General features: G+C 69.2%; 22 protein-coding genes. 12 read left to right on the top strand and 10 right to left on the bottom strand.

Annotation, left to right across the window (positions count from 1 at the left end; genetic code table 11):
• Nucleotides 1–1407, bottom strand: a 1407-nt coding sequence (locus VHA73_16095; protein ID HVX19544.1) for an NAD(P)/FAD-dependent oxidoreductase, incomplete at its 3' end; no start/stop codon positions are given.
• Nucleotides 1408–1494: 87 nt separating this feature from the next.
• Here VHA73_16095 and VHA73_16090 point away from each other — a divergent pair.
• From VHA73_16090 to VHA73_16060, 7 genes are all read left to right on the top strand, one after another.
• Nucleotides 1495–2856 carry an aromatic ring-hydroxylating dioxygenase subunit alpha gene (locus VHA73_16090; protein ID HVX19543.1) on the top strand — a complete coding sequence of 454 codons (1362 nt, stop codon included), beginning with the start codon at nt 1495–1497 and terminating at the stop codon, nt 2854–2856.
• Nucleotides 2853–3260 (top strand): nuclear transport factor 2 family protein, encoded by a 408-nt coding sequence (locus tag VHA73_16085; GenBank protein HVX19542.1) that lies wholly within the window; start codon nt 2853–2855, stop codon nt 3258–3260. Before VHA73_16090 ends, VHA73_16085 begins: the two co-directional genes overlap by 4 nt.
• A gap of 10 nt (nt 3261–3270) precedes the next feature.
• Nucleotides 3271–4194, top strand: a complete 924-nt coding sequence (gene ligD / locus VHA73_16080; GenBank protein ID HVX19541.1) for a non-homologous end-joining DNA ligase — start codon at nt 3271–3273, stop codon at nt 4192–4194.
• A 62-nt stretch (nt 4195–4256) separates the two neighbouring features.
• Nucleotides 4257–6119: a CocE/NonD family hydrolase gene (locus VHA73_16075; GenBank protein ID HVX19540.1), complete on the top strand. Its 1863-nt coding sequence runs from the start codon at nt 4257–4259 to the stop codon at nt 6117–6119.
• Between the two features lie 78 nt (nt 6120–6197).
• On the top strand, nt 6198–7262 hold the full coding sequence (locus VHA73_16070) for a site-2 protease family protein (GenBank protein ID HVX19539.1): 1065 nt from the start codon (nt 6198–6200) through the stop codon (nt 7260–7262).
• A 149-nt stretch (nt 7263–7411) separates the two neighbouring features.
• On the top strand, nt 7412–7972 hold the full coding sequence (locus VHA73_16065) for a flavodoxin domain-containing protein (GenBank protein HVX19538.1): 561 nt from the start codon (nt 7412–7414) through the stop codon (nt 7970–7972).
• Nucleotides 7969–8253: a hypothetical protein gene (locus VHA73_16060; GenBank protein ID HVX19537.1), complete on the top strand. Its 285-nt coding sequence runs from the start codon at nt 7969–7971 to the stop codon at nt 8251–8253. The genes VHA73_16065 and VHA73_16060 overlap by 4 nt, the downstream gene beginning before the upstream one ends.
• Before the next feature lie 213 nt (nt 8254–8466).
• Here the strand turns inward: VHA73_16060 and VHA73_16055 are convergent, their stop codons facing one another.
• The 3 genes from VHA73_16055 to VHA73_16045 form a co-directional block, all read right to left on the bottom strand.
• Entirely contained in the window at nt 8467–11115 is a 2649-nt protein-coding gene (locus tag VHA73_16055) for a GNAT family N-acetyltransferase (GenBank protein ID HVX19536.1), read from the bottom strand.
• 85 nt (nt 11116–11200) lie between these two features.
• Nucleotides 11201–13636, bottom strand: a complete 2436-nt coding sequence (locus VHA73_16050; GenBank protein ID HVX19535.1) for a phosphoketolase family protein — start codon at nt 13634–13636, stop codon at nt 11201–11203.
• A 17-nt stretch (nt 13637–13653) separates the two neighbouring features.
• Complete coding sequence (locus tag VHA73_16045) at nt 13654–15387, bottom strand: AMP-binding protein (GenBank protein HVX19534.1); 1734 nt, start codon at nt 15385–15387, stop codon at nt 13654–13656.
• Between the two features lie 160 nt (nt 15388–15547).
• Between VHA73_16045 and VHA73_16040 the strand changes: the two genes are divergently transcribed.
• Nucleotides 15548–15901: a hypothetical protein gene (locus VHA73_16040; GenBank protein ID HVX19533.1), complete on the top strand. Its 354-nt coding sequence runs from the start codon at nt 15548–15550 to the stop codon at nt 15899–15901.
• Nucleotides 15898–17148, top strand: coding sequence for an amidohydrolase family protein (locus tag VHA73_16035; GenBank protein HVX19532.1), 1251 nt, complete (start codon nt 15898–15900; stop codon nt 17146–17148). Before VHA73_16040 ends, VHA73_16035 begins: the two co-directional genes overlap by 4 nt.
• 77 nt (nt 17149–17225) lie before the next feature.
• Here VHA73_16035 and VHA73_16030 read toward each other — a convergent pair whose 3' ends face one another.
• The 6 genes from VHA73_16030 to VHA73_16005 all read right to left on the bottom strand — a co-directional run bounded on the left by VHA73_16030 (nt 17226) and on the right by VHA73_16005 (nt 22953).
• Nucleotides 17226–17843, bottom strand: coding sequence for an ANTAR domain-containing protein (locus VHA73_16030; GenBank protein HVX19531.1), 618 nt, complete (start codon nt 17841–17843; stop codon nt 17226–17228).
• Between the two features lie 260 nt (nt 17844–18103).
• The gene (locus VHA73_16025) at nt 18104–18796 is read right to left on the bottom strand and encodes a response regulator transcription factor (protein HVX19530.1); all 693 of its coding nucleotides are present in this window, start codon (nt 18794–18796) and stop codon (nt 18104–18106) included.
• Nucleotides 18797–18843: 47 nt separating this feature from the next.
• Nucleotides 18844–20157: an ATP-binding protein gene (locus VHA73_16020; GenBank protein HVX19529.1), complete on the bottom strand. Its 1314-nt coding sequence runs from the start codon at nt 20155–20157 to the stop codon at nt 18844–18846.
• On the bottom strand, nt 20154–21986 hold the full coding sequence (locus tag VHA73_16015) for a CheR family methyltransferase (GenBank protein HVX19528.1): 1833 nt from the start codon (nt 21984–21986) through the stop codon (nt 20154–20156). Before VHA73_16015 ends, VHA73_16020 begins: the two co-directional genes overlap by 4 nt.
• Nucleotides 21983–22588: a chemotaxis protein CheB gene (locus VHA73_16010; protein HVX19527.1), complete on the bottom strand. Its 606-nt coding sequence runs from the start codon at nt 22586–22588 to the stop codon at nt 21983–21985. Before VHA73_16010 ends, VHA73_16015 begins: the two co-directional genes overlap by 4 nt.
• 83 nt (nt 22589–22671) lie before the next feature.
• Complete coding sequence (locus VHA73_16005; GenBank protein HVX19526.1) at nt 22672–22953, bottom strand: hypothetical protein; 282 nt, start codon at nt 22951–22953, stop codon at nt 22672–22674.
• A 416-nt stretch (nt 22954–23369) separates the two neighbouring features.
• On the opposite strand from VHA73_16005, the gene VHA73_16000 reads away from it, so the two are divergent.
• From VHA73_16000 to VHA73_15990, 3 genes are all read left to right on the top strand, one after another.
• A complete protein-coding gene (locus VHA73_16000) occupies nt 23370–23813 on the top strand; it encodes a pyridoxamine 5'-phosphate oxidase family protein (GenBank protein ID HVX19525.1) in 444 nt (147 codons plus the stop codon).
• A 391-nt stretch (nt 23814–24204) separates the two neighbouring features.
• Nucleotides 24205–24831 (top strand): sigma-70 family RNA polymerase sigma factor, encoded by a 627-nt coding sequence (locus VHA73_15995; protein HVX19524.1) that lies wholly within the window; start codon nt 24205–24207, stop codon nt 24829–24831.
• 128 nt (nt 24832–24959) lie between these two features.
• Nucleotides 24960–25397, top strand: a complete 438-nt coding sequence (locus tag VHA73_15990) for a hypothetical protein (protein ID HVX19523.1) — start codon at nt 24960–24962, stop codon at nt 25395–25397.
• Nucleotides 25398–25455 lie beyond the last annotated feature (58 nt).

Here is a 25455-nt window from a genome sequence, read left to right as displayed (position 1 = left end):
CGGCTCGATCGTGGATGCGCCCACCCCGCGCGCGTGGCACAGGATGTCGGTCACCGCGTCGACCTGGTCGCCGTTGTAGCGCGGGTTGTTCCCGGCGGCCGCGTGCGGGCCGCCGGGGAAGAAGAGGTTGGGGAACCCGTGGGTCTGCAGGCCGAGGAAGGTGGTGGGGCCGTCCTTCCAGTGGTCCGCCAGCGCCAGGCCGCCGCGCCCCACGATGCCCATCCGCAGCATGGCGCCGGTGCCGAAGTCGAAGCCGGTGGCCCACACGATGATGTCGAAGTCCCGCGTGCGGTCGGTGGTCTCGATGCCGGTCGGGGTCACGCGCACGATCGGGGTCTCGCGCAGGTCGACCAGCTCGACCTCGGGATCGTTGAACGCCTCGAAGTAGCCCTGGACGAACGGCGGTCGCTTGGCGCCGAAAGGATGGTCCTTGGGCACCAGGCGCTCGGCGACGGCCGGGTCGCGCACCGTGCCGCGGATCTTGGCGGCGATGAAGTCGCACCACTCGGCGTTCGCCGCGTCGTTGAACAACATGTCGGCGTAGTTGCTCGTGAGCTTCATGAAGCCCGGGCTGTTCCACAGCTGCTCGTAGACCGCTCGGCGCTCCGCCGCGCTGTCGTCGAACGCCATCCGTTCGTTGACGGGGTGCGCAAAGCCGCTGATCGACGTGTTGAGCACGCGGCACAGCTCGTCGAACCCGGCGCGCAGCTCTGCTTGTTCCGCGGCGGTGATCGGGCGGTTGTTGAGCGGGGTGCACCAGTTGGCGCTGCGCTGGAAGACCGAGAGCTGGGCGACGTCGCCGGCGATCGACGACACGACTTGCACGCCGCTCGAGGACGTGCCGACCACGGCGACCCGCTTGCCGGCGAAGTCGACCGGTTCGCCCGGCCAGCGGCCGGTGTGGTGGGCCACGCCACCGAACGACTCCCGCCCCGGGATGTCGGGCACGTACGGCACCGACAAGACGCCGGTCGCGGCGATGACGAAACGGGCCCGGATGGTGTCACCGCCACCGAGCGTGACCAGCCACGTGCCGGACCGCACGTCGTAGTGGGCCGAGGTCACCGGCACGTCGAACCGCATGTGGCGGCGGAGGTCGAAGCGGTCGACGACGTGGTTGAAGTAGCGCTCGGTCTCGGGCTGCGCCGCGAAGTGCTCCTGCCACTCCCACTCGTCGAACAGGTCACGCGAGAACAAGTAGCCGTACGTGTAGCTCTCGGAGTCGAAGCGGGCGCCGGGGTAGCGGTTCCAGTACCAGGTACCACCCACCCCGCTGCCGGCTTCGACGAGTTGGACGGAGAAGCCCGCTTCGCGAGCTCGGTAGAGCGCGTAGATGCCCGTGACGCCTGCCCCGACGACCAGCACCTCGACGTCGACGGCGCCGGTCGAAGCGTTCGAGTTGGGCATCGCACCTCTGGTCGCGTCGCGTGGCTGCGCCCGCCGCGGGCGTCGCCGGAGCTCGGTGTACCGACCGGTTAGTATACAGTCCCCCTCGTGGACGGATCGCCCCCGGGTCCTCGTGTCCCGCACGCCATGCAAGTGCCCGACCGCGTCCCCAAAGGTCGCTACTACGACCCCGAGTACTTCCAGCTCGAAGTCGACCAGCTCTGGTCGCGCGTGTGGCAGATGGCCTGCCGCCTCGAGGAGATCCCCGAGCCGCACGACTACGTCGAGTACCGCCTGCTCGACCAGTCGGTGATCATGGTGCGCGACGCCGACGGTGGCGTCCGCGCGCTGCGCAACACCTGCCGCCACCGCGGCGTCCGGTTGGTCGAGGGAACGGGCAGCTGCCGCTCGTTCGTCTGCCCGTTCCACGGCTGGTGCTACGGCCTCGACGGGGTCAACACGTTCGTCCCCCGAGCGCGAACGTTCTCGCCGGAGAACCTCGAAGCGGGCGACATCGACCTGACCCCGGTCCGCTGCGAGACCTGGGGCGGATGTGCGTGGATCAACTTCGACGCCGACGCACCGCCGCTGCGCGAGTGCATCGAACCGTTCGCCACCGTGCAAGACGCGTGGGACGTCGATGCGTACCGCGTCGAGTGGTGGCGGGCGATCCGCCTCCCCGTGAACTGGAAGCTGGCCGAGGCTGCGTTCGTCGAGCAGTACCACGTGCTGCAGAGCCACCCGCAGCTGCGGATCCCGGGTCGGATGCCCCCTCGCGACGAGACCGCGTTCGACCCGCAGGAGTTCCTCGACGCGGAGCTGCACTACTTGCGCACGATGAACGAGGGCATGGCCGGCATGGTCCACGCCTCGGACCTCCAAGTTGCCGAGCGGCTGCGCGACGAGGTCGAGCTGCCCGCCGACTACCCGCTCGCGTACGCCACTTGGAACCGCACGCTCAACGACGAAGTCGTGCGCTGGCACCGCGACCAAGGTCACCGCATGCCCGATCTCAACGAGCTCGAGGCCTCCGGGCTCAACCAGCCGATGGGCTACTGCTTCCCGCACTACTTCTTGTTGCCCATGTACAGCAGCGCGTCGTCCTACCGCTTCCGGCCGCTGGGTCCCGAGTCGACGTTGATGGAGATCTGGTCGCTCACCCGCTACCCCGAAAGCGAAGCCCGCCCCCGGCCCGAGCCGCCGGAAGTGTGGGAAGTCGACGACCCACGAGTGCCGCCGATCCCCACCCAGGACTTCTCGAACCTCCCCAAGCAACAGCAAGGTCTGCACAACGGCGGCTTCGACTACTTGCGACTGTCGGCGGGGATCGAGGGCGGCGTCGGCAACTTCGAACAGACCGTCGACGGGTTCCTGGCCGGCCTGCCGTACAAGTCGCTGCTGCCCGCGCTCCACACGATCAACGTCAACCCGCTCGACACCCCCACCGTCGACTTGGGCCTGACGGAGTGACCGACCTGACGTACGCCGACGTGGTCGAAGGGGTCCGGGCGGCCATCAGCCGCTACACGTTGGCCCTCGACGACGGCCGCACCGGCGACGTCGTCGCCACGTTCTGCGCAGACGGCACATGCACGATCCCGGGCCTCGGCACCCACACCGGCCGCGACGCGCTGCACGCCGCGTTCACGAGCTGGGAACCGCGCGGGCCGCAACGCCACTTGGTGCTGAACACCTTGGTGACCGACTGGAGCTCGACCGAAGCGCGCGCCACCAGCGACGTGATCTTCATCTCGCTGGGCAGGTCGGGGTGGGCGATCCGCCTCGTCGGACGCTACGACGACGTGTTGCGCCGCGAAGGAGACGAGTGGCGTTTCCACCGGCGCGCCGCCACGTTCGTCGAACCACCCGCGTGACCCGCGTGCGATGACCCGCTCGGCGCGGCCCGGCTTCGTGGAACCGATGCTGGCCACGCTCGCCGAGCTGCCGCTCGAGGGCGACGACTGGACCTACGAGCGCAAGTTCGACGGCATCCGGATCCTCGCCGTGCGCGACGGTGACACCGTGCGCTTGTGGACCCGCAACCACCTCGATCGCAGCCGCTCGTATCCGGCGCTGGTCGAGGCGCTGCTCGACCAACCCGTCGACCGGTTCGTGCTCGACGGCGAAGTGGTCGGCGCCGACGGCGACATCGGCAGCTTCGCCGCGTTGCAGCAGCGTTCCGGCGCCGTCGTCTACGAGGTCTTCGACGCGCTCCACCTGGCGGGCGTCGACATCACCGACCAGTCGCTCCGCGACCGCCGCGAGCTGCTCGCCGCAGCGCTCGACGTCACCGACCCCGTGCGGCGCTCCGAACCGCTGCCCGGTGACCCCGCCGAGTTGCTGGAGAAGGCCTGCGTCGCGGGGTGGGAGGGGCTCGTGGCCAAACGGTCGTCGAGCACGTACCGGAGCGGCCGCAGCCGTGATTGGCTGAAGCTCAAGTGCGTCGCCGACCAGGAGCTCGTGATCGGAGGTTGGACCGACCCCCACGGCAGCCGCGTCGGTCTCGGGGCGTTGCTCGTCGGCTACTACGACGGCAACCGGCTGCGCTACGCCGGGAAGGTCGGCACCGGGTTCGACGCGGCGACCCTGGCTGATCTGGCTCGCCGGCTCGGTGTGCTCGAACGCGCGACCAGCCCGTTCGACGGCGCCGACCCGATCCGCAAAGGTGCGCACTGGGCGGAACCCCGCCTGGTCTGCCAAGTGGGGTTCGCCGAGTGGACGGGCGCAGGCCGCTTGCGCCACCCCCGGTTCCTCGGCCTGCGCGAGGACAAGGACCCCCGATCGGTGGTCCGCGAGCGCCCCGGCTGACCGTCGAGGCCGGGCCCTCGCTACCCTCTCTGCCGGCCATCGCTACGGCAGGGGGAGACATGGTGATCGGCGGATCCAAGTTGGCCCGGCTCGCACTTGCGACGTTCCTGTTGTGTTGCGCGGTGGGGGCCGCCCCTGCCCTGGCCGCGCCGGTCCGGTCGAACACGACGGCCCGGCCTGAGGCCGCCCGTTCGACCACGGCCGCACCGACCGGCGTGACGAAGTCGGGCTACATCACCATGACCGACGGCGTGAAGCTCCGTTACACGGTGGTGTTGCCCAAGGCGCGGGGCCGCTTCCCCGTGGCGCTCAAGTACGACGGCTACTGCGAGGGCACGTCGCCCATGACGTGCAACGAGGGCCACGACGCCGAGGCGTTGCTCGCCGCCGGCTACGCGGTGCTCGGCGTCAACTTGCGCGGCACGGGCTGCTCGCAGGGCACGTTCGACTTTCGCAGCCCACAAGAGACCACCGACGGGGTGGCCGTGGTGGGGTGGGCCGCGCAGCAGCCGTGGTCGACAGGACACGTCGGGATGTTCGGCGACTCCTTTCCCGGTCTGACCCAGCCCGCCATCGCGGCTCGGCACCCCAAGGGCCTCGACGCGATCGCGCCGTGGCAGATCGTCGACGACTTGTACCGCGACGTCGCCTACCCGGGCGGCATCCCGAACGGCGAGTTCGCGATCTTGTGGGCGTTGGCCGACCAGCCCCCTGCCGCTACCAGCAGCGCGATGAGCGGCATCCAGGCCCGTGACCTCCAATGTGCCACGAGCCTCGCCGGCCAAGTGCCGGTCAACCCCACCGACAACATCATGGTGTCCGGCCTGCTGCACTCGTACATGAGCGGGTTCTGGACGTCGAAGGCAGTGGGAGCATCCGCGAGCAACATCACCGTGCCGGCGTTCGGGTGTGAATCGTGGCAGGACGACGAAGTCGGGAGCCGCAGCTTGTGGACCCTCTTCCCGCGCTTGCGTGCCGACCGCACCTGGATGCTCGTCACGAACGGCTTCCACGGCATGTGCACGTACTCGACGCCGATCACGAACGAGCTGGTGCGCTTCTTCGACCGCTTCGTGAAGGGCCGACACAACGGCTTCGAGTCGACCCCGCACGTCCAGCTGTGGCACGAGACCACGAACGCGACCAACCCGAAGCCGCGGTGGGTCACGACGGCTCGGAGCTGGCCGCCGGCGACAACCACCGAGCACCTCTTCCTCGGGCGCGGCGGCGCGCTGACCACCTCTGCGCCATCGGGTACGCAACCCGCCGACAGCTATCTCTCGCCGACCGTGTCGCCTGGGACGGAGGACGGGATCATCTTCGGGCAGCAGAACCTGTTCTGGAAGCTGCCGGGCGAGCCGGCGGGCGCGGTCGCGTACACCACCCCGAAACTCGGCCGCGACACCGAACTGCTCGGCCCGATCAGCGTCGACCTCTGGCTGAGATCGACCGCGACCGACACTGACCTGCAGGCCACGATCACCGAAGTGCGACCCGACGGGCAGGAGCTGTACGTCGGTCGCGGCTGGTTGCGTGCCTCGATGCGCAAGCTCGACGCCAAGGCGAGCACGCCCACCATGCCGGTGTACACCGACCTGGCCTCCGACGTGCAGCCCCTGGTCCTGGGCAGAGCGACGGCGGTGCGGATCGCGGTGCTCCCCTTGGACCATGTGTTCCGGGCCGGTTCCCGCATCCGGGTGGTGATCGACACCGCCAGCCAGACAGGAGGCTGGAACTTCGAACCGCTGGTGAACGCAGGGCTCGTCTCGGTGCTGCACGACACGGCCCACCCGTCCCAGGTCGTGTTCGGGACGGTCCGAGGCGCGAGCGCGCCTCGGTCCTATCCGGCGTGCGACACGTTGCTCAACCAGCCCTGCCGCCCCGACGCCTTCCCCTCCTCGAGGCCCTCCGGTCGTCTCGGCTGAACGTCGTGCACACCAAGATGGGTCGAAAGACCCTGCCCGCCGTCGGGCTGGGGGTCGACCATGGCAGGCGTGGCCGCCATGCAACGAACCCGCCGCACGCCTCGCCGTTGGTCGATCCCGGTGCTGCGCGTGGGCGGGATCACCGTCAGGCTGCACGTCACCTTCATCGCGCTGGTCGCCCTCGTCGCGTTCGCGGCCGCTTCCGCTGGTGAGTCCGCGGTCGGCGCCGTGGGTTGGCTCGCGGCGCTGTTCGCCTGCGTGATCGTCCACGAGCTCGCGCACAGCCTGGTCGCTCGGCGCAAGGGGGTCGCGGTCCACGAGATCGACCTCTTGCCGATCGGCGGTGTGTCCCGCCTCGAACGGATACCGGAGAACTGGCGCGACGAGACGGTGATCGCCGCTGCAGGCCCGGCTGCCAGCGTCGTCGTGGCACTGGTGGCCTTCGGGGCGGCCGCCCTCGCCGGGACGGCGCTTTGGCCACCGACGGTCTTCGGTCGGTCGGTGCTGGTCCGACTCGGTTGGGTCAACCTGCTGCTGGCGGCCTTCAACCTCGTGCCGGCCTTTCCGCTCGACGGCGGGCGGGTGTTCCGCGCGCTCCTGGAGCGCGGGCGGTCGAGAGGGGAGGCCACGAGGATCGCCGCCCGGATCAGCCGGGCCTTCGCCGTCGCGATGATCGCGATCGGGTTCCTCTACAACCTCTGGCTCATCGTGATCGGGTTGTTCGTCATCGTGGCGGGTCGAGCCGAGGAGGCAGCGGTGCTGGTCCACGAAGCGATCGCACCGCTACCCGCGGAAGTCGCCGCGCTCCCCTGCCTGGTGAAACTCCCCGTCGGGGCGTCGGCACAGGAGGCGCGCCGGGTCGCCGAGACCCACCCTCAACCCGCGTATGCGGTCGTCGACGGTGACGGCCACGTCGTCGGATCCGTCGCGATCGCCACCGTCTACGGCCTGTCACCGGAACGGCCCCTCGAGGCGGTCATGTCCACCTCATCGGTGGAGTGCGGGACCTCGCTGGAAGACGTCCTGCCGCTGGTCTCTGACGGCCCTGTGATCGTGCAGCGTGGCGCCGAAGTCGTCGGCATCATCACCGCTGCCACGCTCGACGCGCAGTTGCAGGACCGACTGCGCGCCGTCACCAACTGAGGTCGGCACGCCGCGAGCACCAGGCAGGGCGTCCGTCGGTGCAGAACTCGGGACCAACGGCCCTGTTTGGTGGGTCGGCAGTGCACGACACTCATCTCGAAAGGCCATCGCCACCCGCAGGACAGGCGGCGACAAGGTGAGGAGCACTCATGGAGATTCTCGTTGCATTCGGCTCCAAACGAGGCGGTACGGAAGGGCTCGCCGGCATGATCGCCGACGGTCTGAACGCCGAGGGCTTGACGGCCGTGGCACGCGATGCGGCCGGCGTGCAGTCGATCGAGGGGTACGACGCGGCGGTGGTGGCGGGCGCGCTGTACGCCAACCGCTGGTATCGCGACGCTCGCCGGTTCGTGCGTTCGCACACCGCGGAGCTGCGGTCGATGCCCGTGTGGTTCGTGAGCAGCGGCCCGCTCGGCGACCAGGCCGCCGAAGGCGACAAACCGCCCACCGCGGGCGTCCGGAAGCTCATGGAGAGGGTCGGCGCACGCGGCCACATCACGTTCGGCGGCTGCCTGGACCCGCACGCCAGCGGGTTCGTGGCGTCCCTCATGGCCAGGAGCCTCGCCGGCGACTGGCGTGATCCCGCCCAGGTCCGGGCCTGGGCGGCGTCCATCGCCGCGGAGCTCCGGGCCACGGAGGCGGCCACGGAGATCACGGGCGGGACAGGGGCCGAGCCGCCGGTCTCGCACCACGAGGTCAAGGCGTCATGAGCCAAGTGGTCGGACGTGTCCTCGACACGGCCGGCGGCATCGAGATGATCGGGTGCCTCGTCGAGCACGCGCAGCGCTTGGCGCGTCACCCCGCGGAAATGGATCAGGGGATCGGGATCCTCGTGGCCGAAGCCGCGAATGACCCGGAGCTGCTGTACGCGGCGCACCAGCAGCTCATCGACGACCTCCTCGCCGGGCGTGGCACGAGCCAGGCAAAGATCGGTGCCTTCTTGTTGCGGGTCGCCGCGCTGCGAGCCTCCATGCCGCCACTGCGACCCTGAGCGGAGACAGGGACCGGAGGTCGTGAGCCCAAGCGTGGGTCGCCCCGTTGCGAGCCTCGATTCCGCCGCGGCGACCGTGAGCCGACACTGCGAGCTGCGACCGTGCGCCTGCTCGGGCCTCGACCAGCCGTCGCGGGTGCACCCACCTCGTCGACGCGTCGAACTTCACCGATGTGAGAACGTCGACCAAGCAGTGATGGCCGCCGATGCGGGTCAGCGGAGGTGCCGGGTGGCGTCCAGCTCCGTCGGCGGATCGGCAAGGCGGATGCGTGCGTCGACCACCCACAACCGGTGCTGCCCGACGAGCACGGGGTTGAGGTCGAGCTCGGCGATCTCCGGGGCGTCGACGACCAGCTGACCGACCTGGACCAGCAGGTCGCGCAGCTGCGGGACGTCGAGCGGCGCGGCGCCTCGCCAACCCGCCAGCACCTGGTGCACTCGGGTGGCGGCGATCATGTCGGCGGCGTCGTCGGCGCTCAGGGGCGCCAAGCGGAAGGCCTGGTCGGCGAGGAGTTCGGTTCGCGTCCCCCCTGCGCCGAACAACACCAGCACACCGAAGGCCGGATCCCTCACCGCGCCGATGATCACTTCCTCGCCCGGGCCCGCCATGGGCTGCACCAGCGCAGCCTCCATCGTCGGCCCGAGGCGCTCCACGAGCTGTTGGTAGCCACGGGCTGCCTCGAGCGGCGTCTCCGCACCGAGCACGACGCCTCCAGCATCGGTCTTGTGGAGGAGGCCGGGCGCGATCGCCTTCACCGCAACCGGCACGGCGAGCCGTGCGGCGGCTTCATGGGCCTCGGCGCCCGACGTCACGACCTCGCCGAGGTCGTACTCCACACCGCCGGCGGCCAGCAGCGCGGCGCAGTCCACCGGCGCCAGCCAACCCGGCCCGCTGCGGTCGAACAGTCGAGCGGAAGTCGTCGCCACCGAGACGCCGTCCGAGTCCGGCTGGCGGTCCGCGACGTGTCGGGGAACGTCGCGCCACTGGCGGTAGGACCAGGCTCGCGACAACGCCTTCGCGGCGCGCTCGACGGTTCCGATACGAGCGATCCGCGGCGCGTCGTGCGCCGCCACCGCCGAGCCGGCCAGGAACACGCCGACGACCGGTTTGGTCGGTTGTTCGATCGTGGTCCCGATCGCCCGCTCCAACGCCGAGGCCACGTCGCCGGAGACGGCGAGCGCGGTGGGCACGAACGCCACGATCAGGGCGTCGACCCGGTCGTCGTCCACCAAGGTGGCCACTGCTTGCTCGAAGGCCGTCGCATCCGCGTCGCCGCGGAGATCGACGGGGTTCGCCCGTCCGATGTCCGCGACGGCGAGCCCTGCGTCGGCAAGCGCGTCGGCGGCGAGGATCCCCGCGCCACCCGAGTTGGTCACGACCGCCACCCTCGGCCCCGCGGGGAGGGGCTGGGTGCTGAGCAACCCCAGCGTGTCGAACAGCTCCTCGAAGCTCGGGACCCGGATCACGCCGGTGTCGCCGAACAAGGCATCGACCATGCGATCGTTGCTCGCAACGGCAGCCGTGTGCGACGCGGCGGCGCGCGACCCGGCCGGGCTACGCCCGGCCTTGAGGGCCACGATCGGTTTGCGCGCCGACAGGCGCCGCGCGAGGCGGCGGAACTTGATCGGGTTGCCGAACGACTCGAGGTAGAGGCCGACGACCCGGGTGGCCGCATCGTCCTCCCACCACTGCAGCAGGTCGTTGCCGCTCACATCGGCCTTGTTGCCGACGGACACGAACGACGAGAGGCCGAGGCCACCCGACTCGGCCGCCGCGAGCGCTTCGATGCCCACCGCGCCGGACTGCGTGTAGAAGCCGATCTGACCCGGTGGTGGGTGGATCCCGGCGAAGGTCGCGTGGAGGCGCACCCCAGGGTCGTTGTTGATGATGCCAAGGCAGTTCGGCCCCACGATCCTCATGCCCCACGATCTGGCGACATCGAGCATCTGGCGTTCCCGCTGCGCACCGTCCGGGCCGGTCTCGGCGAACCCGGCGGAGAGCACGACGACGCCCGCCGCGCCGATCTCGCCGGCCGCGTCGACCACCTCGATCACTTCCTCGGCGGGTACGGCCACGACCACCAGGTCCACCGGCCCTTTCACGTCGCGGAGGTCGGGGGTGGCCCGCAGGCCCAGCACCACGCCACCGTCGCGGTTCACCGCGTGCACGTCGCCGGTGAAGCCGCGCTCGAGCAGCGCTCGCAGGACCTCGTGGCCGACTTTGCCCGACTGGGCGCTGGCACCGACGACGGCGACGCCTCGCGGTCGCAGGACCCGCGCCAGCGAGGAGACCTCGGCCCGGTGCTCGCGCCGTGCCATCGCCTCGACCGCTCCCGCCGTGGTCGCCAGCGGGAGCCGGACATCGACGATGCCCTCATCGAGGCGGGTTTCGGAGTCGAACCCCGCGTCGTGGAACACACGCAACATCTTGGAGTTGTCGGGGGCGACGACCGCGACGAACCGTTTGATGCCGGCATGGCGTGCCCGGTCCGCGAGGTGCTCGAGGAGCAACGTCCCCACGCCCCTGCCCTGGAAACGGTCCGCGACCGTCACGGCCACTTCCGCGTCGGCCGCGTCGCCAACCCGGTCGCAGCGCGCCACACCCACCAACTCGCCGCCTGATGTCGCGACGAGCGCGAGGCGATCGTGGCCGTCGACGTGGGTGAAGAGCTCGATCTCCGCGGGAGTCAGATGTGGATGCATCGCCAGGAAGCGGAAGCGCTGCGACTCCGGCGACAGGCCCTCGTGGAACCGCACCAGCTCCGACGCGTCGGCAGGGGTGATGGGTCGCAGTCGCACTGCCGTGCCGTCGGCCAACAGCGCGTCGACACGGCCGTCGGCGGGAACCGAGGTCGGCCTCATGAGGCCATGGGAGCACTTCGGTTCGTCGGTGCACAGGGCCGAAGGTCCCGAGCCAGGCGCACGCGCCGAGGTGGCCTGCTCCTGGTCAGCCGTAGGGCCAGGCCCAGCGAGCGATGTCAGGGGGATCCTCGCCGAACGTCGTGGCGTGGACACGACAGCGGAGTCGTTCGTCGATCATGCGCTGGCGAAGCTCGGCGGCACGCGAGCCCAGACGGGCGACACGATCGATGACGTCGATGACCAGATGGAAGCGGTCGAGATCGTTGCGCATGACCATGTCGAACGGAGTGGTGGTGGTCCCCTCCTCCTTGTAGCCACGGACATGAAGGTGGTCGTGGTTCGGCCGTCGATACGCGAGACGGTGGATCAGCCACGGGTAGGCATGGAACGCGAAGATCGTCGGGCAGTCCGGCGGGAAGAGGCTGTCGTACTCCAGGTTGTCGAGGCCGTGCGGGTGCTCGGTCGGTGGCTCCAGCCGCATGAGGTCGACGACGTTGACGACCCGAACCCGCAAGTCGGGCAGCTCGCGGCGCAGGAGGTCGACCGCCGCGAGGATCTCGAGGGTCGGCACGTCGCCGGCGCACGCGAGCACGACCTCGGGCTCGCCGCCGTCGTTGGAGGCCCACTCCCACTCCCCCAACCCGCGCGCGCAGTGGGCGACCGCCTCGTCAGGACCAAGCCACACCGGTGCCTCCTGCTTGCCGGCCACGATCACGTTCACGTGATCGACGCTCCGCAGGCAATGGTCGGCGACGCTGAGCAGGGAGTTCGCGTCGGGGGGCAGGTACACGCGGACCACGCTCGCCTTCTTGTTGGCGACGACGTCGAGGAAGCCCGGGTCCTGGTGGCTGAACCCGTTGTGGTCCTGGCGCCACACATGGCTCGTCAGCAGGTAGTTGAGCGAGCTGACGGGCGCCCGCCAGGGGACTTCCGCGCTCATCTTCAACCACTTGGCGTGCTGGTTGAACATCGAATCGACGATGTGCACGAACGCCTCGTAGCAGTTGAACAGCCCGTGCCGACCCGTCAGCAGGTATCCCTCGAGCCAGCCTTGGCACTGGTGCTCGGACAACACCTCCATGACCCGACCGTCTCGAGCCAGGTGATCGTCGGTGTCTTGCCGGCCCGCCACCCAGGTCCGGTCGGTCACGTCGAACAGCGCGGTGAGGCGGTTCGACGCGGTCTCGTCAGGGCCGAAGACACGGAAGTCGGCGTCGCCCTCGTTCGCGCGCATGACGTCGGCGAGCCAGCGGCCGAGCACCCCGGTTGCGCTGGTCTCGCCTGCCCCGTGCGTCTCGACGGCGACGGCGCGGTCGGTGATCGGGGGCAGGCGCAGGTCGTGTCGCAGCACGCCACCGTTGGAGTGCGGCGTCGCGCTCATCCGGCGGTCGCCTTGCGGCGCGTTGGAGCGGACGAGCTCGACCGGCGCGCCGACGGCGTCGAACAGCGCGTCGGGTGCGTAGCTCTGCAACCAGTTCTCGAGCTGGGCGAGGTGGTCGGGTCGCTCGCGCACTTGGGCCAAGGGCACCTGGTGGGCGCGCCACGTCCCGGCGACCGGCAGACCGTCGACCACTTTGGGTCCCGTCCAACCCTTCGGGGTGCGCAACACGATCATCGGCCAGCCCGGACGCGCGGTCGACGCGGTGGTACGGGCGGCGCCGGCGCGGGCGTCGGCCCAGATGGCCGCGATGCGATCGAAGGCGGCGTCGAGCGCGGCGGCGAGCGCCTGGTGGACCTCGACCGGATCGTCGCCCGCCACCACCACGGGATCCCAGCCGTAGCCGCGCAGCAGCGACAACAGTTCCGGTTCGGGGATGCGCGCCAACACGGTCGGCCCCGCGATCTTGTAGCCGTTGAGGTGCAGGACGGGAAGGACCGCACCGTCGCGCTCGGGATCGAGGAACTTGTTGCCGTGCCAACCCGTGGCGGCGGGGCCGGTCTCGGCTTCCCCGTCGCCGACCACGCAGCACACCACCAGTTCGGGGTTGTCGAACGCCGCGCCGAACGCGTGGGCCAGGGAGTAACCGAGCTCACCGCCCTCGTGGATCGAGCCCGGCGTCTGGGGCGCGGCGTGGCTCGGTACGCCGCCAGGGAACGAGAACTGCCGGAACAGCTCGGCCAGACCTCGTTCGTCGACGCTGACGTGCGAATGGCGCTCGGAGTACGTGCCTTCGAGCCAGGCGTTCGCGAGCATCGCGGGTCCGCCGTGACCCGGGCCGCACACGTACAGCACGGCTTGATCGCGTGCCCGGATGACCCGGTTGAGGTGGGCCCACAACAAGTTGAGGCCCGGCACGGTGCCGAAGTGGCCGAGCAGCCGGGGTTTGATGTGTTCGACCCGCAGTGGCTCGCGCAGCAGCGGGTTCGCCATGAGGTACACCTGACCGACCGACAGGTAGTTGGCGGCCACCCACCACGCGTGGACCGGCGCCAGCTCGTCGGGGAGCCCGTCCGGCACGACAGCGGGCCGTCCTGCGGGCCCGGAACGCTCGACCGAGTTCGAAGCGGGGCGATCACCCACAAGAGAACCCTACGGCGTCAGGGCGACAGCACCTCGTCGCGCAGCGCCCGCTTGAGGACCTTGCCGGCCGGGTTGCGAGGAAGGTCGTCGTGGCGGAACCAGATGTGCGCGGGCACCTTGAACGCAGCCAACCGCTCGGCAACGTGCGACCGGATCTCGTCGCTCGTGACGACCCGCCCGGGCTTTGGTTGGATGACCGCGCCCACTTCCTCGCCGAGCACCTGGTCGGGCACGCCGATCACCGAAGCGTCGAGAACGGCGGGATGCTCGAAGATCGCGGCTTCGACCTCCGAGCAGTACACGTTCTCGCCGCCGCGGATGATCATGTCCTTGGCTCGGTCGACGATGTAGACAAAGCCCTCGTCGTCGACGCGGGCGACGTCGCCGGTGTGCAGCCAGCCGTCGGTGAACGTGGCCGCGGTCGCGTCGGGCTTGCCCCAGTAGCCGCGCACCACGTTCGGACCTTTGATCCACAGTTCGCCCGTCTCACGTTCGGGCAGGTCGTTGCCGACTTCGTCGACGACCTTCACGTCGCAGACGGCCACTGGCGCGCCGACGCTGTCGGGCTTGGCCAGGTAGTCGGCGCCACCGTTGCCGGTGGTCATGCTCGACGTCTCGGTGAGGCCGTAGCCGTTCGACGGCGTGCGACCCGGGAACATCTCGTCGATCTTGTGGACCAGCTCGGGAGGCGCGGGCGCGCCGCCGTAGCCAATGCTCTGCACGCTGGATATGTCGCGCTGGTCGAACTCGGGCGACTGGAGCACTTGCCACACCATCGACGGCACCCCGCCGAACGTCGTGATGCGCTCGCGCTCGATGAGCTCCAGCGCACGTTCGGGGTTCCACTTGTGCATCAACACGAGCTTCGCTCCCGACACGATCGCGCCTTGGAGGATCGAGTGGCAGCCCGTGGCGTGGAAGAACGGCACCGACAGCAGGCTGGCGGACTGGTTCGGCGCGCTGGGCACCGCACGCTCGGCCGATGGCTTCGGGGCGGCGGCGCTGCGCATCGCCGTGCGGGCGCCCGAGTACGCCAGCGACATGAGGTTGGTGGTGAAGTTGCGGTGGGTGCCGAGCGCGCCTTTCGGGTGCCCTGTGGTGCCGGAGGTGTAAAAGATCGTGGCGTCGTCGTCCGGCTCGATGTCGACGGCGGGCAGTTCGGGCGGCCTCGCGGCGTCGGGCTCCCCCACCACGTCGGTCCATGCCACGCACCCGTCGGGTACGTCGCCGCGCACGACGATCGTCGACAGGCCGGGCAAGGTGGGCAAGTCGACGGCGAGGCGCTCCATCCGCTCGCCGTCGGCGATCAACACCTTCGTGCCGGAGTCGGCGAGGCCGTACCCGAGCTCGGCGCCCGTCCACCACGCGTTCAGGGGCACCACGATCGCCCCGGCCGCGGCAGCGCCGAAGAACGCCGCCGACCACTCCGGGAAGTTCCGCATGGCGATCGCCACCCGGTCGCCCTTGCCGACACCGAAGTCCGACACCAGCGCGGCCGCGAACGCAGCGGCTTGCGCGTAGTGCTCGGCGAACGTGGTTCGCTCGTCCTCGTAGACGATGAACGACGCGTCACCGTGCGCCCGGCTCGCCTCGAGCACCGTGCGGATCGAGGCCATGGCGTTCTTCCACGTCTTGGTGGGCCGACCGTCGACGTCGACCACCTCCACCTCGAACGGCGCCCCCGGCGCCGTGAGCTGCGCGTGCACGTCGGACATCGAGATGGGCGCGGGGCCCGAGGATCCACTGCTCATGGCGGGGACCATATGCCGCAGCCGACGAGATCGCGTGGGCGGCGCACCGCGGCGGGCCCTGGGCGGCGGGGACTCCAACCATGTCGGAAGTGATCCACCCCGGCCGCTCATCTTCAACCCGTTCAGCATGGCGATCCGGTGGCTGTTAGCGTCCGCGCACATGGCGGAGCGCAGCGTCGCGCAAGCGCTCTGGACGTTCCACAACGACCCCGAGGCTGCGCACTTCCTCACCGAGTTCATCGCGCTCGCCAACCACCGCAAGTCGATCCGCACCGAGCTCGCCAACCATGCCGAGCGGTGCCGGGCCATCGAGATCGAAGCCATCGAGCGGGCAGACGCACAGGGACGCATCGACTTGCGCGGCGTGTCGCCGGCCGCCGTCCACGTGTTGTCGGCCATCTGTTCGCGGGGCCTCGTGAACGAGGCGACGATAGGCATGCACACTGGTCACGAGGAGTTCGCCGACTTGGTCGACCAACTCCTCACGTACGCCGAGGAGGCCCCGAGCTCATGAGCGATGACGAGAAGGTCAAGCTGCTGGCCGCACGCGGCATCGTCGACGTGGACACCGGCGACGTCGTCGAGCACGGCTACCTGCGGGTGGAAGGCAACCAGATCGCCGCGATCGGGACCGACCGCAGCGTCGGGTCAGATGCCGACGAGACGATCGAACTGCCCGACCTCACGCTCATCCCCGGGATGATGGACATGGAGGTCGACCTCGTCCTCGGCGGCCCCGGCGCGGGCCTCACCGACCCGGTCGTCACCGACCCGGTGAAGATGGCGCTGCGCGCCACCGCGAACGCCGCCCGCACGCTCCGGGCCGGCTTCACGACCGTGCGAAACCTCGGACTGTTCGTGAAGACCGGCGGCTACCTGCTCGACGTGGCCCTGAGCGAGGCCATCGAAGCCGGGTGGGCCGTCGGCCCCCGCGTCGTGCCGGCTGGTCACGCCATTTGCCCGACCGGCGGGCACCTCGACCCCAGCGCGCAGAGCGGCCTCGCACCGCACCTGATGCCCCTGTCGGTCGAGGAAGGCATCGCCGACGGCGTCCCCGAGGTCCGCAAGGCCGTGCGCTACCAGATCAAGCATGGCGCGCAGCTCATCAAGTGCTGCGCCTCGGGCGGCGTCATCTCGTCGCTCGGCCCGCCCGGTGCCCAGCAGTACTCCGACGAGGAGCTCGCCGCCATCGCCGACGAGGCCCATCGCCGCGGTCTGCGCGTCGCGGCACACTGCCATGGCGACACGGCCGTCAACGCATGCATCGACGCGGGCATCGACTGCATCGAGCACGGGTTCATGATCACCGACGACACCGTCCAACGGCTCGTCGACACGGGCACGTTCCTCGTCTCCACCAACGCGCTCACGGAGAACTGGGACGTCTCCCGCCACCCACCGGCCATGCAGGCCAAGGCCGCCCGGGTGTTCCCTGAGGCCCGGGCATCGCTCTCGCGGGCCATCGAGGCGGGCGTGAAGATCGCCACGGGCAGCGACGCACCCGCCGTGTGGCACGGCCGCAACGCCGAAGAGCTCGTGGTCCTCGTGCAGCGAGGCATGACACCCCTCGGCGCCATCCGCGCCGCCACAGTCGTGGGCGCGGACCTCATCGAGCGCCCCGACCTCGGTCGGCTTGCGCCGGGCATGCTGGCCGACGTCGTCGGCGTGCGGGGCAACCCCCTCGACGACATCACTGCGGTCCAGCGCGTGGCCTTTGTGATGAAAGACGGCATCGTCCACAAGGCATCCAGCGCCACCTAGTGGTGCGTCCGGCAAGTGGCGGGGCGGTCCTCCTCACCCACCAGACACACCACTGGTGGCGCCACGATCGGGACGCCTCAGCCCGGCTGACCGCCCGACTGCGGCCCGTCGCTGTCGATGACCTCGCTTGCTGCTCGGTGGATGTCCTTGCGCTCGCTGCGCGCGCGATCACGCAGCGACTCGAAAGCTGCATCGACGCCAACACCGAGGCGTTCGGACAGCACGCCTTTCGCCTGCTCGATCACGACTCTGCTGTCCAGCGCGTGGTTGAGCTGTTCGATCCGTTCCCGTTCGGTCCGCACGGTTCGAGCGCTCTCCAAGCTGAGGCTTGTGACGTCGGCCATGGCCTGCGCCAGCTCGAGCACTCCCTGGTCGAGCTTCGCGGGCCCTTCACCGTCGAACGACACGAACAGGCAGAGCGCGCCGAGCACGTGCGACGGGACCTGCATCGGGAGGACGTGCAAGCCTTCAGACCCAGCCGCCGGGCGCTGCGTGGCGATGCACTCCCGGATCGGACCGTCACCAGCACGGACGTCCCTGACCACTCGGGCGCGCACGGCCTCGTCGGACGCGACGATCGCAGCCCGTTGCCGTTGCGACGGTGCGAGCGCGACCGCTGTCCCGATGACCTCCGGCAGCGCCGAGCAATGCGCGATGAGCTTGCGCACGTGCGGTTCCGGCTCGGTGGTCGGCACTTGTGCCAAGTCGACCAATGCCTGAAATGACCACAAAGGTCGGAAATGCCCCAGCCCACTCATGTTCGTCATCCTCGGTAGCGATGTAACTAGCTTTGGACGAGCCGGGTGGGCTTTGCCTCGCCATGAATTACCGCCCTACAAGCAGGAGAGTCTTCCACGGCTCGACGCGGAAGAAAAGCCTCCTATGCGCTACGTCACGTTGTGCAAACGGGACGAATGAGCGTCAGTTGCTCAACCCGCGTCGGTGTCGCAGCGCGTCACTCCGCAGTGAGGCCCGCGCCGGGTGGCGCCGGGGTCGGCGGCTGACCGGCTCGATCAGTCGACGCGCGCAGCAAGCCTTGGCGACTCGCAGCGATGACGGCCTCGAGCTGGCTGTGAGCGCCGAGCTTCTCGAGGATCGTCTGGATGTGCCCACGGGTCGTGTACAGCGAGATGCCAAGGAGGCGGGCGATCGCCTTGGGCTCCGTCGCCTCGCCGAGCAGGGCGAGCACTTCGGCTTCACGCGGGGTCAGATGCGCGCCGTCGCGTGGCACGGCATCGGGATCGGGAGCCACCGCGTCGATCACCGCGCGCAGCGTCTCGGCATCGACGAACACGGATCTCTCGTCTCCTCGCGCGGCAGCCAACACCTCGGCGAGGCTGGCGGACTTCAGCACGAACCCGGCGGCACCCCTGCGGGCTGCCTCGGTGAGGAGGGTCAGGTCGACCTGGCCGGTCAGCACGATCACCCGCACTCCCGGCGCCGCGTTTCGGAACGCCCCGATCGCGCCGACGCCTTGTGCCCCGGGCAGGTTCTGGTCGAGCAACACGACGTCTGGTGAGGTTGCGGCGGCCATGTGCAGGCCGGCATCGACGTTGCTGGCGATGCCAACCGAGACCAAGTCGTCCTGCGCGGCGATCGCGATGCTCAACGTCTCAGCGAATGAGGTGTGGTCGTCGACGACGAGCACCGACCGGCGGCCATTCACGGGGGGGGGGGCGGGCTCACGGGAGGCATTCACGAGGGCGCAGCCGCTGCGTCGCCCGATGACCCCTCGCCGGTCCAGACGGGCAACACGACGTGGAACGACGCGCCCCCGCCGGCACGGTCCTCCACCCGCACGTGCCCTCCCTGCAGTTCCGTGAACCGCCGGACGAGGGCAAGTCCGACCCCCAGCCCGCTCGGTTGCCCGACGCTCCTCCCGCGGAAGAACAGGTCGAACGCATGCGTCTTGTCCTCGTCGGACATGCCCGGCCCGTCGTCTTCGACCACGACGAGCACGCCGTCGGGCTCGGTGCGGCAACGCAGCCAGACCGTCGTCGCCTCCGGCGTGTGGCTCACCACGTTCTTGATGAGGTTCGTGAGCACTCGCCGCAGGAGTCCTGGATCGGCGAGCGCCACGGCATCGTCCACATCGACGTCGACTTCACGGCCATCGAGGTCGACCTCCGCGAGCGCGGCCTCGACGAGCTTCGCAATCGGCACCTCGGACGCCTGCACCACGACACCACCTTGTGCCAGGCGCTGGATGTCGAGCAGGTCGTTCAGCACGTCGGTCAGTTCGGTGGCGCTCGAACGGATGTGACGCAGGGCCCGCTGCGCCTCGCCGGTGTCGAGGTGGCCACCTCGTTCGATCAACACGTCGGCCAGACCGGCGACCGCAGCGATCGGCGCGCGCAGGTCGTGCGAAACCGCGAGCAAGAACGCCGTGCGGGTCGCGTCGAGCTCGGCGTACTGCGCGGCGACCTCCTCCTGGCGGGCTATCGCACGATTCGCCTGCTCCTCCAAGCGAACGCTGGAGGAGATGTCCTCGATCGCCCAAGCGATGGTTTCTTCGATCGCTTGGGCCCGGAGCAGGCCGTAGAAGGTCGTTCCACCCCGAGCGCGCAGCTGCAGGCGGGTCGTGGTGCGTGAGCGCCCGCCCTCGAGCTCGCGCAGCACCCGATCGAAAACGATGCGGTCGCGGGGCTCGACGTGAAGGAGAAGCGTGCGGCCCACCCTGGTGCTCCCGGTGTCGGAGGCCAGGAGCTCGATGGCACGGCGATTCGCCTCGCGGATCACACCAGCCCGGTCGGTGATCACGAGGGCCACGGGCGCCAGGTGAAATCGGGCCGCGTCGATGCTGTGGCGTGCTTGGCGACGCCGCTGCTCGTCGTGCGCGGCGCGGAGTTGGGCCTGCAGCCGCTCGATGGCCCGAACGGCCCCGTCGAGCGTGCCGAGCACCGTACCCGTCCCCTCCAGGCGACCCTCTCCGCCTTCGAGCACCGCTTTGCGCAAAGCAAGGAGTCGGTCGACCGGCTCGACGGCGTCGACGTCCTCCGGCTCGGTCATCGATCGAGCACGTCCATCAACAGCACCACACCGACCTCGCGCCCGCCGAGCGGCGACACGGTCACCCGGCAACGAACGGCGTGGCCGCGACGGTCGGTGGCGGCCATCTCCGTGATGGTGCGGTCGCTCGACCCGTCGAGGCACGCCCGCACCGGGTCGCGCAGCTGGCTGATCGGCGCGAGGAGGTCGAGGCCGAAGAACGGCCGACCCTCCACCTCATTGAAGCTCCTGCCCCACAGGTCGGCAGCCGCTGGGTTCCACGCTCGAACATCGAGGCGGGAATCGAGCACGACCACCGCGACGTGGAGGCCGGTGAGGACACCACCGAGGAAGCTGTTGGTCTCGTCGAGCTCCGCAGTGCGCACGCGTAGCTCCTCGTTCATCGTCTCGAGCTCCTCGTTGCTCGACTGCAGCTCCTCGTTGGTGGTCTCGAGCTCCTCGTTGGTCGACTGCAGCTCCTCGTTGGTGGTCTCGAGCTCCTCGTTGCTCGACTGCAGCTCCTCGTTGGTGGTCTCGAGCTCCTCGTTGGTCGACTGCAGCTCCTCGTTCGCGGTCTCGAGCTCGCCGTGGACGCGCCGTACCTCACGCTGCAAGCCGATGAACGCGCTGACGTCGGTGAAGGTGATGCCGGTGCCGATCAACATGCCGTCGTCACCGATCACGGGCGACACCTGCACGTCGAGGTATTGCGCCTCGTCCGCGTTGAAGCGACGTTCGATGCCGTTCGCGCGGACCGGCCGGCGTTCCGACAGCGCCTGCTCGACCAACGACCGCAGCTCGATCGGCCGATAAGAGACCTCATGGTCGCGCAAGGGCCTGCCGATGTCGCGCGAGTGGATGGCGAACATGGCCCGCGCCTGGTTGTTGGCCATCACCAGGTTGCCGTCGAGATCGATGGCGATCTGTGCGGTCGGGCCACCTTCGAGGACCATCTCCCGCAACTGGCGTCCCTTCGCCAGGTCACCGATCGGGTGCGCGTGCGGCAAGGGCACCGTGTCACGTGGGAGATACGTCGGGCCGGGTGCACGCACGAACAGCCGATGCGGCATGCTGAGCGCGACGAAGCGGTCACCGTCGGAGAGCAGCATCTCGGCCTTCCCCAGAAACAGGTATCCACCTTCCCGCAGTGCGAAGTGGAAGCGCGAGAGAATGTGGCCCTGCGCCTCGGCGTTGAAGTACATCAGCGTGTTGCGGCAGGCGAGCAGGTCGAGCCGGGAGATCGGCGCATCCTGGGTGATGTCATGCCGTCCGAAGATCACCCGCCGCCGCAGGTCGGTGCGAAACTGGAAGTCGTTGCCACTGGGCTCGAAGTAGCGACCGCGCCACTCGTCGTTGACACCATCGAGCTTCTTCGGGGTGTAGATCCCGAGCCGCGCCGCATGCAGCGCGCCCTCATCGACATCGGTCGCATAGATCTTCACGCGGTCGCGAAAGCCGTCCTCGCCCAGCACCTCACAGAACACGATCGCTAGCGAGTACGCCTCCTCGCCGGACGAGCAGCCGGCGCTCCACACGCGGATCTCCCCACCGTCGGCTCGCTCCTCGACGAGGCTGCTCACCACCTCGCGCTGCAGGTAGCGCCACGTGTCGACGTCGCGGAAGAACTTGGTGACGTTGATGAGGATGGTGTCGAAGAGGATGCCGAACTCGTCGACGTGCACCTCGAGGTAGTCGCGGTACTCGGCAAAGCTGTCGATCCCGACGTCGCCCATCCGCTTGCGGATCCGGCGTTCGAGCGACGAGCGCTTGTAACCCGTGAAGTCGAAACCGCGCCGGTCGCGCATGTCTTGGACCAGGCCTTCGAAATCCGGATCGGGCGACGCGCTCACGCAACACCTCCTGAGGTGACGAGCGCATGCAAGGCGCTCGGGATCTCCTCGAGCCCGAGCACGAAGTCAACAGCACCGGTGGCGAGCGCGGCTTGGGGCATCCCGCTGAACTCCGCCGACTCAGGGTCTTGCACGATGACGGTCCCACCTCGCTCTTTCACGGCTTCCACGCCCATGGCCCCGTCCGTCCCGCTCCCCGTGAGGATGACGCCCACCACACGCTCGGCGTAGGCCGCGGCGACCGACTCGAACAACAAGTCGACCGACGGGCGAACGAAGTGCACCATCTCGGCGTCCGACAACATCAGCGTACGGTTTGCGCCCACGAGCAGGTGGCGGTTGGGTGGCGCGATGTACACCGTGCCGGGTGAGGTCGTCTCGCCCTCGGCGGCCAACTGCACGTGGAGCGAGGTGCGTTTGGCGAGGATCTCCGCGATCACGGTCTCGTGACGGGGGTCGAGGTGTTGGACCACGAGGATCGGCGCCGGAAAGGTCGCCGGCAGATCCTTCACCACGCGGGTGAGCGCGACGACCCCACCGGCCGAGCTGCCGATGGCAACGACCTCGAAGGACGATGAGTGCCCTGGTGGCGCGGGATCCACCCTGACACGCTATTCACCGGCGCATGCCGCGTCGACCAATGCGCCGGGCGACTCGGGTGTGAAGTCATCGGGCGAGCGAGGGGTTAGTCGGACACCACGATGGGGCGCAGCGAGCGTCGACGAACGAACGCGATCGACTCGTCGAGCAGCGCCAGGTTCTCCGCAAGGATCGCCGACAGGCTGCGGTCGTCGTTGGCGGCGGCGACGCGCTGCAACCTGAACGCGATCGCGAAGAGCCGGTTGACGACCGCGTCGGCGAAGTCATGTGCTTCGCTCGGCGCGGCCGCCACCGGTCCGCCGTCCGCTGCAACACCCAGCCCGCGCGGCTTGGCCCCACCCGAGACCGACCGCGATGAGTTGTCCATAGATGGCCACCTCAGTTGAGTGCAGTAGCGTTCCTTGCGATAGAAGCAAACCGGCGAGGGCGCACACCACCCCCAATCTTGGGGAGGTGGACCGGCACTCGAGCCGTCGTCTGCGCGGTGACGGGACGGGTCATGACCGATCCGTTCGGTCGCCTCCGCACGGCGACATGCCTCAGCCCGGCTCGCCGGGTCGACCGGTCCCGATGCGGCTGACGCAGGACCTGCCTCGTACGGCAGCGGCGCGTTGGCCACCACAGCTACCGTGGGCCCAGGGCCGGAACGTCGGAATCGGGACCAAAGTCCCTGTTGCCCGACGCGAAGGGCAGCTACAACACACGGGAGGCCGTTGCCGGCACGCGCGGCGTTCGCGGTGCAGCAACGGCCGGCACTCAAAGCAGGGAAGGGATCGCTCGCCAGTGAAGGTCGACCGCAACAGCCTGGAGATCCTCGATCGCGACGTGTCCTTGGACTTGCTGTCGACCGTTCCGTTCGGTCGGGTCGCCATCACCGCAGCCGCCATGCCGGTGATCCTGCCCGTGTCGTTCAGACTGCTGGATTCGCGCATCGTGTTCGCCACCGGCGCAGGCACCAAGCTTGCGGCGGCCACCGCGGGCAAGGTGCTGGCCTTCGAGGCAGACCACATCGATGCCTCGTCCGGAGTCGCTTGGAGCGTGTGTGTCACCGCCATCGGCGAGGTGGTCACCGACCCGGCGACGCTCGAGCGAGCGCGCGGCTTGCCGCTGCAGCCGTTGGTCGCCATCGATGAACCGGCCTACGTGCAACTCGCGACCGACGTGATCAGCGGCCGCCGCGGCGTGCTGGCCGCGCTGGCGCCCCCGATCCCCAGCGGGGATGCCTGACCGTCGCCACCGCGCGGCGGACGTTGGTCCCCGCCCCAGATCTTGACTGCCGCTCCACCGGAGATGGTGCCCGCCATCTCCGGTGCGTGTCCGTTCAGCGGCCCTCTCGTGGCACTGAGCCCAAGGGTGATGAATGGGCTCCCCGCTCCCGCCCGAGTCACGAACATCAACCGGCGATGCGCAACAGGCTTTCCACCGAGCGACACGCGAGAACCAGTCAATATTCACCATGTGGCGTCGCACGAATATGACAAATGAATGCCAATGGCCCGGCCCGCCGTTGACATCCAACAGGCTCGATGCTGCTATGAAAATGTCAACAACGTGAGGCCCGGACCCTGCCTCTCTCTGCGGGCGATCCCGCGAATCGCGCGAAGGAGAAGGGGCAACCATGACCGACGCGGCTCTCACCACCCCGTGCTCAACCGCGACCGACGGTGACCGTGACCCGGGGCGAGAGGTGGCGACCCTCGTGCAGTGCGCTGCGAGCGGCGACCCCTCCTCCTGGAGCGATCTGGTCGACCGCTTCAACCAGATGCTCATGGCGGTGTGCAGGAGCACGGGCCTTCAGGCGGCAGACGTCGCCGATGTCTGCCAGACGACTTGGTCGCGCTTGCTGCAGAACCTCGATCGGATCGAACACCCAGAACGGGTGGGCGCGTGGCTCGCAACGACCGCACGCCGAGAGTCGATCCGGGTGAGAGAGCGCGCGAAGCGAGCGGTACCGCACGACGAGGTCGGCCTCACCGCCTTGCCGGGAACGTTCGACTTGGTCCCGCCCGACACCACGGACGACAAGCGGGATCGCCTGGTCCGTCAGCTGTACGCCGACCTCCCAGAACAGGCACGGACGCTGCTCTCACTCCTGCTCTTCGACCCTCCCTTGTCCTACAAGGAGTTGAGCGAGGCGCTCGACATGCCGATCGGCAGCATCGGGCCGACCAGACGCCGGATCCTCGCCAAGCTCCGCCGCCAACTCGAACAACGAGGTGTGACCGCCCTCGACGCACTGGGGTGATTCGACGCGACCCCTGTCGGCTCTGCTAGGAGTGCGGTCGACGCACCGAGCCACTGGCCGCCTCCTGATGGAACTGCCCCGTGAACACTGAGAGCCCGCCATCTGATCATGACGAGGAGGAGTGGATCATGCACTTGCTCCGCGAGGCTGAGGCCTCGAAGACTCCGCCGGCAGGTCTGGTCGAGCAGCTGAACGAGGCGTTCCGCCGGCGGAGCTCTGACACCACGCTCGCCGCGCAGACCTTCGACTCCTGGGACGCCCCCGACGAACACGATCACGGTCAGTATCCGCGCCACTTGCGCTTCGCTACGCTGCGCGCGACCGTCACGATCGATCTACGCGTCAACGCGCCCGATCCGAACGGGGCTTTGGAGCTGATCGGCCACATCTCCGATGCGAGATGCCGGGAAGTGCACATCGTGCAGCCACACGAGATACGCGAGATCATTGCGAGCGACGAGGGAGAATTCGTTTGTTCTGACATCGAGCCGGGGCCGACCCACATAGAGCTCGTGGGTGTGGACCCAGCGCGAGAGACGATCGAGTGCGAGTGGGTCACGCTCTGACCATCTGCTGACCAGATGTATCAACCTGCGGACACCGTGCTCTTCCGATCATGGGCTC

It is taken from the genome of Acidimicrobiales bacterium, assembly GCA_035547835.1.
Taxonomy (GTDB): domain Bacteria; phylum Actinomycetota; class Acidimicrobiia; order Acidimicrobiales; family Iamiaceae; genus DASZTW01.
The sequence above is the reverse complement of the archived record's forward strand: the minus strand, read 5'-3'. Positions and strand labels throughout refer to the sequence as shown.

Coding starts and splice junctions, on each gene's coding strand:
- ligD (HVX19541.1), top strand. CDS start 3,271: ATGACCCGCTCGGCGCGGCCCGGCTTCGTGGAACCGATGCTGGCCACG.
- VHA73_16070 (HVX19539.1), top strand. CDS start 6,198: ATGCAACGAACCCGCCGCACGCCTCGCCGTTGGTCGATCCCGGTGCTG.
- VHA73_16065 (HVX19538.1), top strand. CDS start 7,412: ATGGAGATTCTCGTTGCATTCGGCTCCAAACGAGGCGGTACGGAAGGG.
- VHA73_16060 (HVX19537.1), top strand. CDS start 7,969: ATGAGCCAAGTGGTCGGACGTGTCCTCGACACGGCCGGCGGCATCGAG.
- VHA73_16055 (HVX19536.1), bottom strand. CDS start 11,115: ATGAGGCCGACCTCGGTTCCCGCCGACGGCCGTGTCGACGCGCTGTTG.
- VHA73_16045 (HVX19534.1), bottom strand. CDS start 15,387: ATGAGCAGTGGATCCTCGGGCCCCGCGCCCATCTCGATGTCCGACGTG.
- VHA73_16040 (HVX19533.1), top strand. CDS start 15,548: ATGGCGGAGCGCAGCGTCGCGCAAGCGCTCTGGACGTTCCACAACGAC.
- VHA73_16035 (HVX19532.1), top strand. CDS start 15,898: ATGAGCGATGACGAGAAGGTCAAGCTGCTGGCCGCACGCGGCATCGTC.
- VHA73_16020 (HVX19529.1), bottom strand. CDS start 20,157: ATGACCGAGCCGGAGGACGTCGACGCCGTCGAGCCGGTCGACCGACTC.
- VHA73_16005 (HVX19526.1), bottom strand. CDS start 22,953: ATGGACAACTCATCGCGGTCGGTCTCGGGTGGGGCCAAGCCGCGCGGG.
- VHA73_15995 (HVX19524.1), top strand. CDS start 24,205: ATGACCGACGCGGCTCTCACCACCCCGTGCTCAACCGCGACCGACGGT.
- VHA73_15990 (HVX19523.1), top strand. CDS start 24,960: ATGCACTTGCTCCGCGAGGCTGAGGCCTCGAAGACTCCGCCGGCAGGT.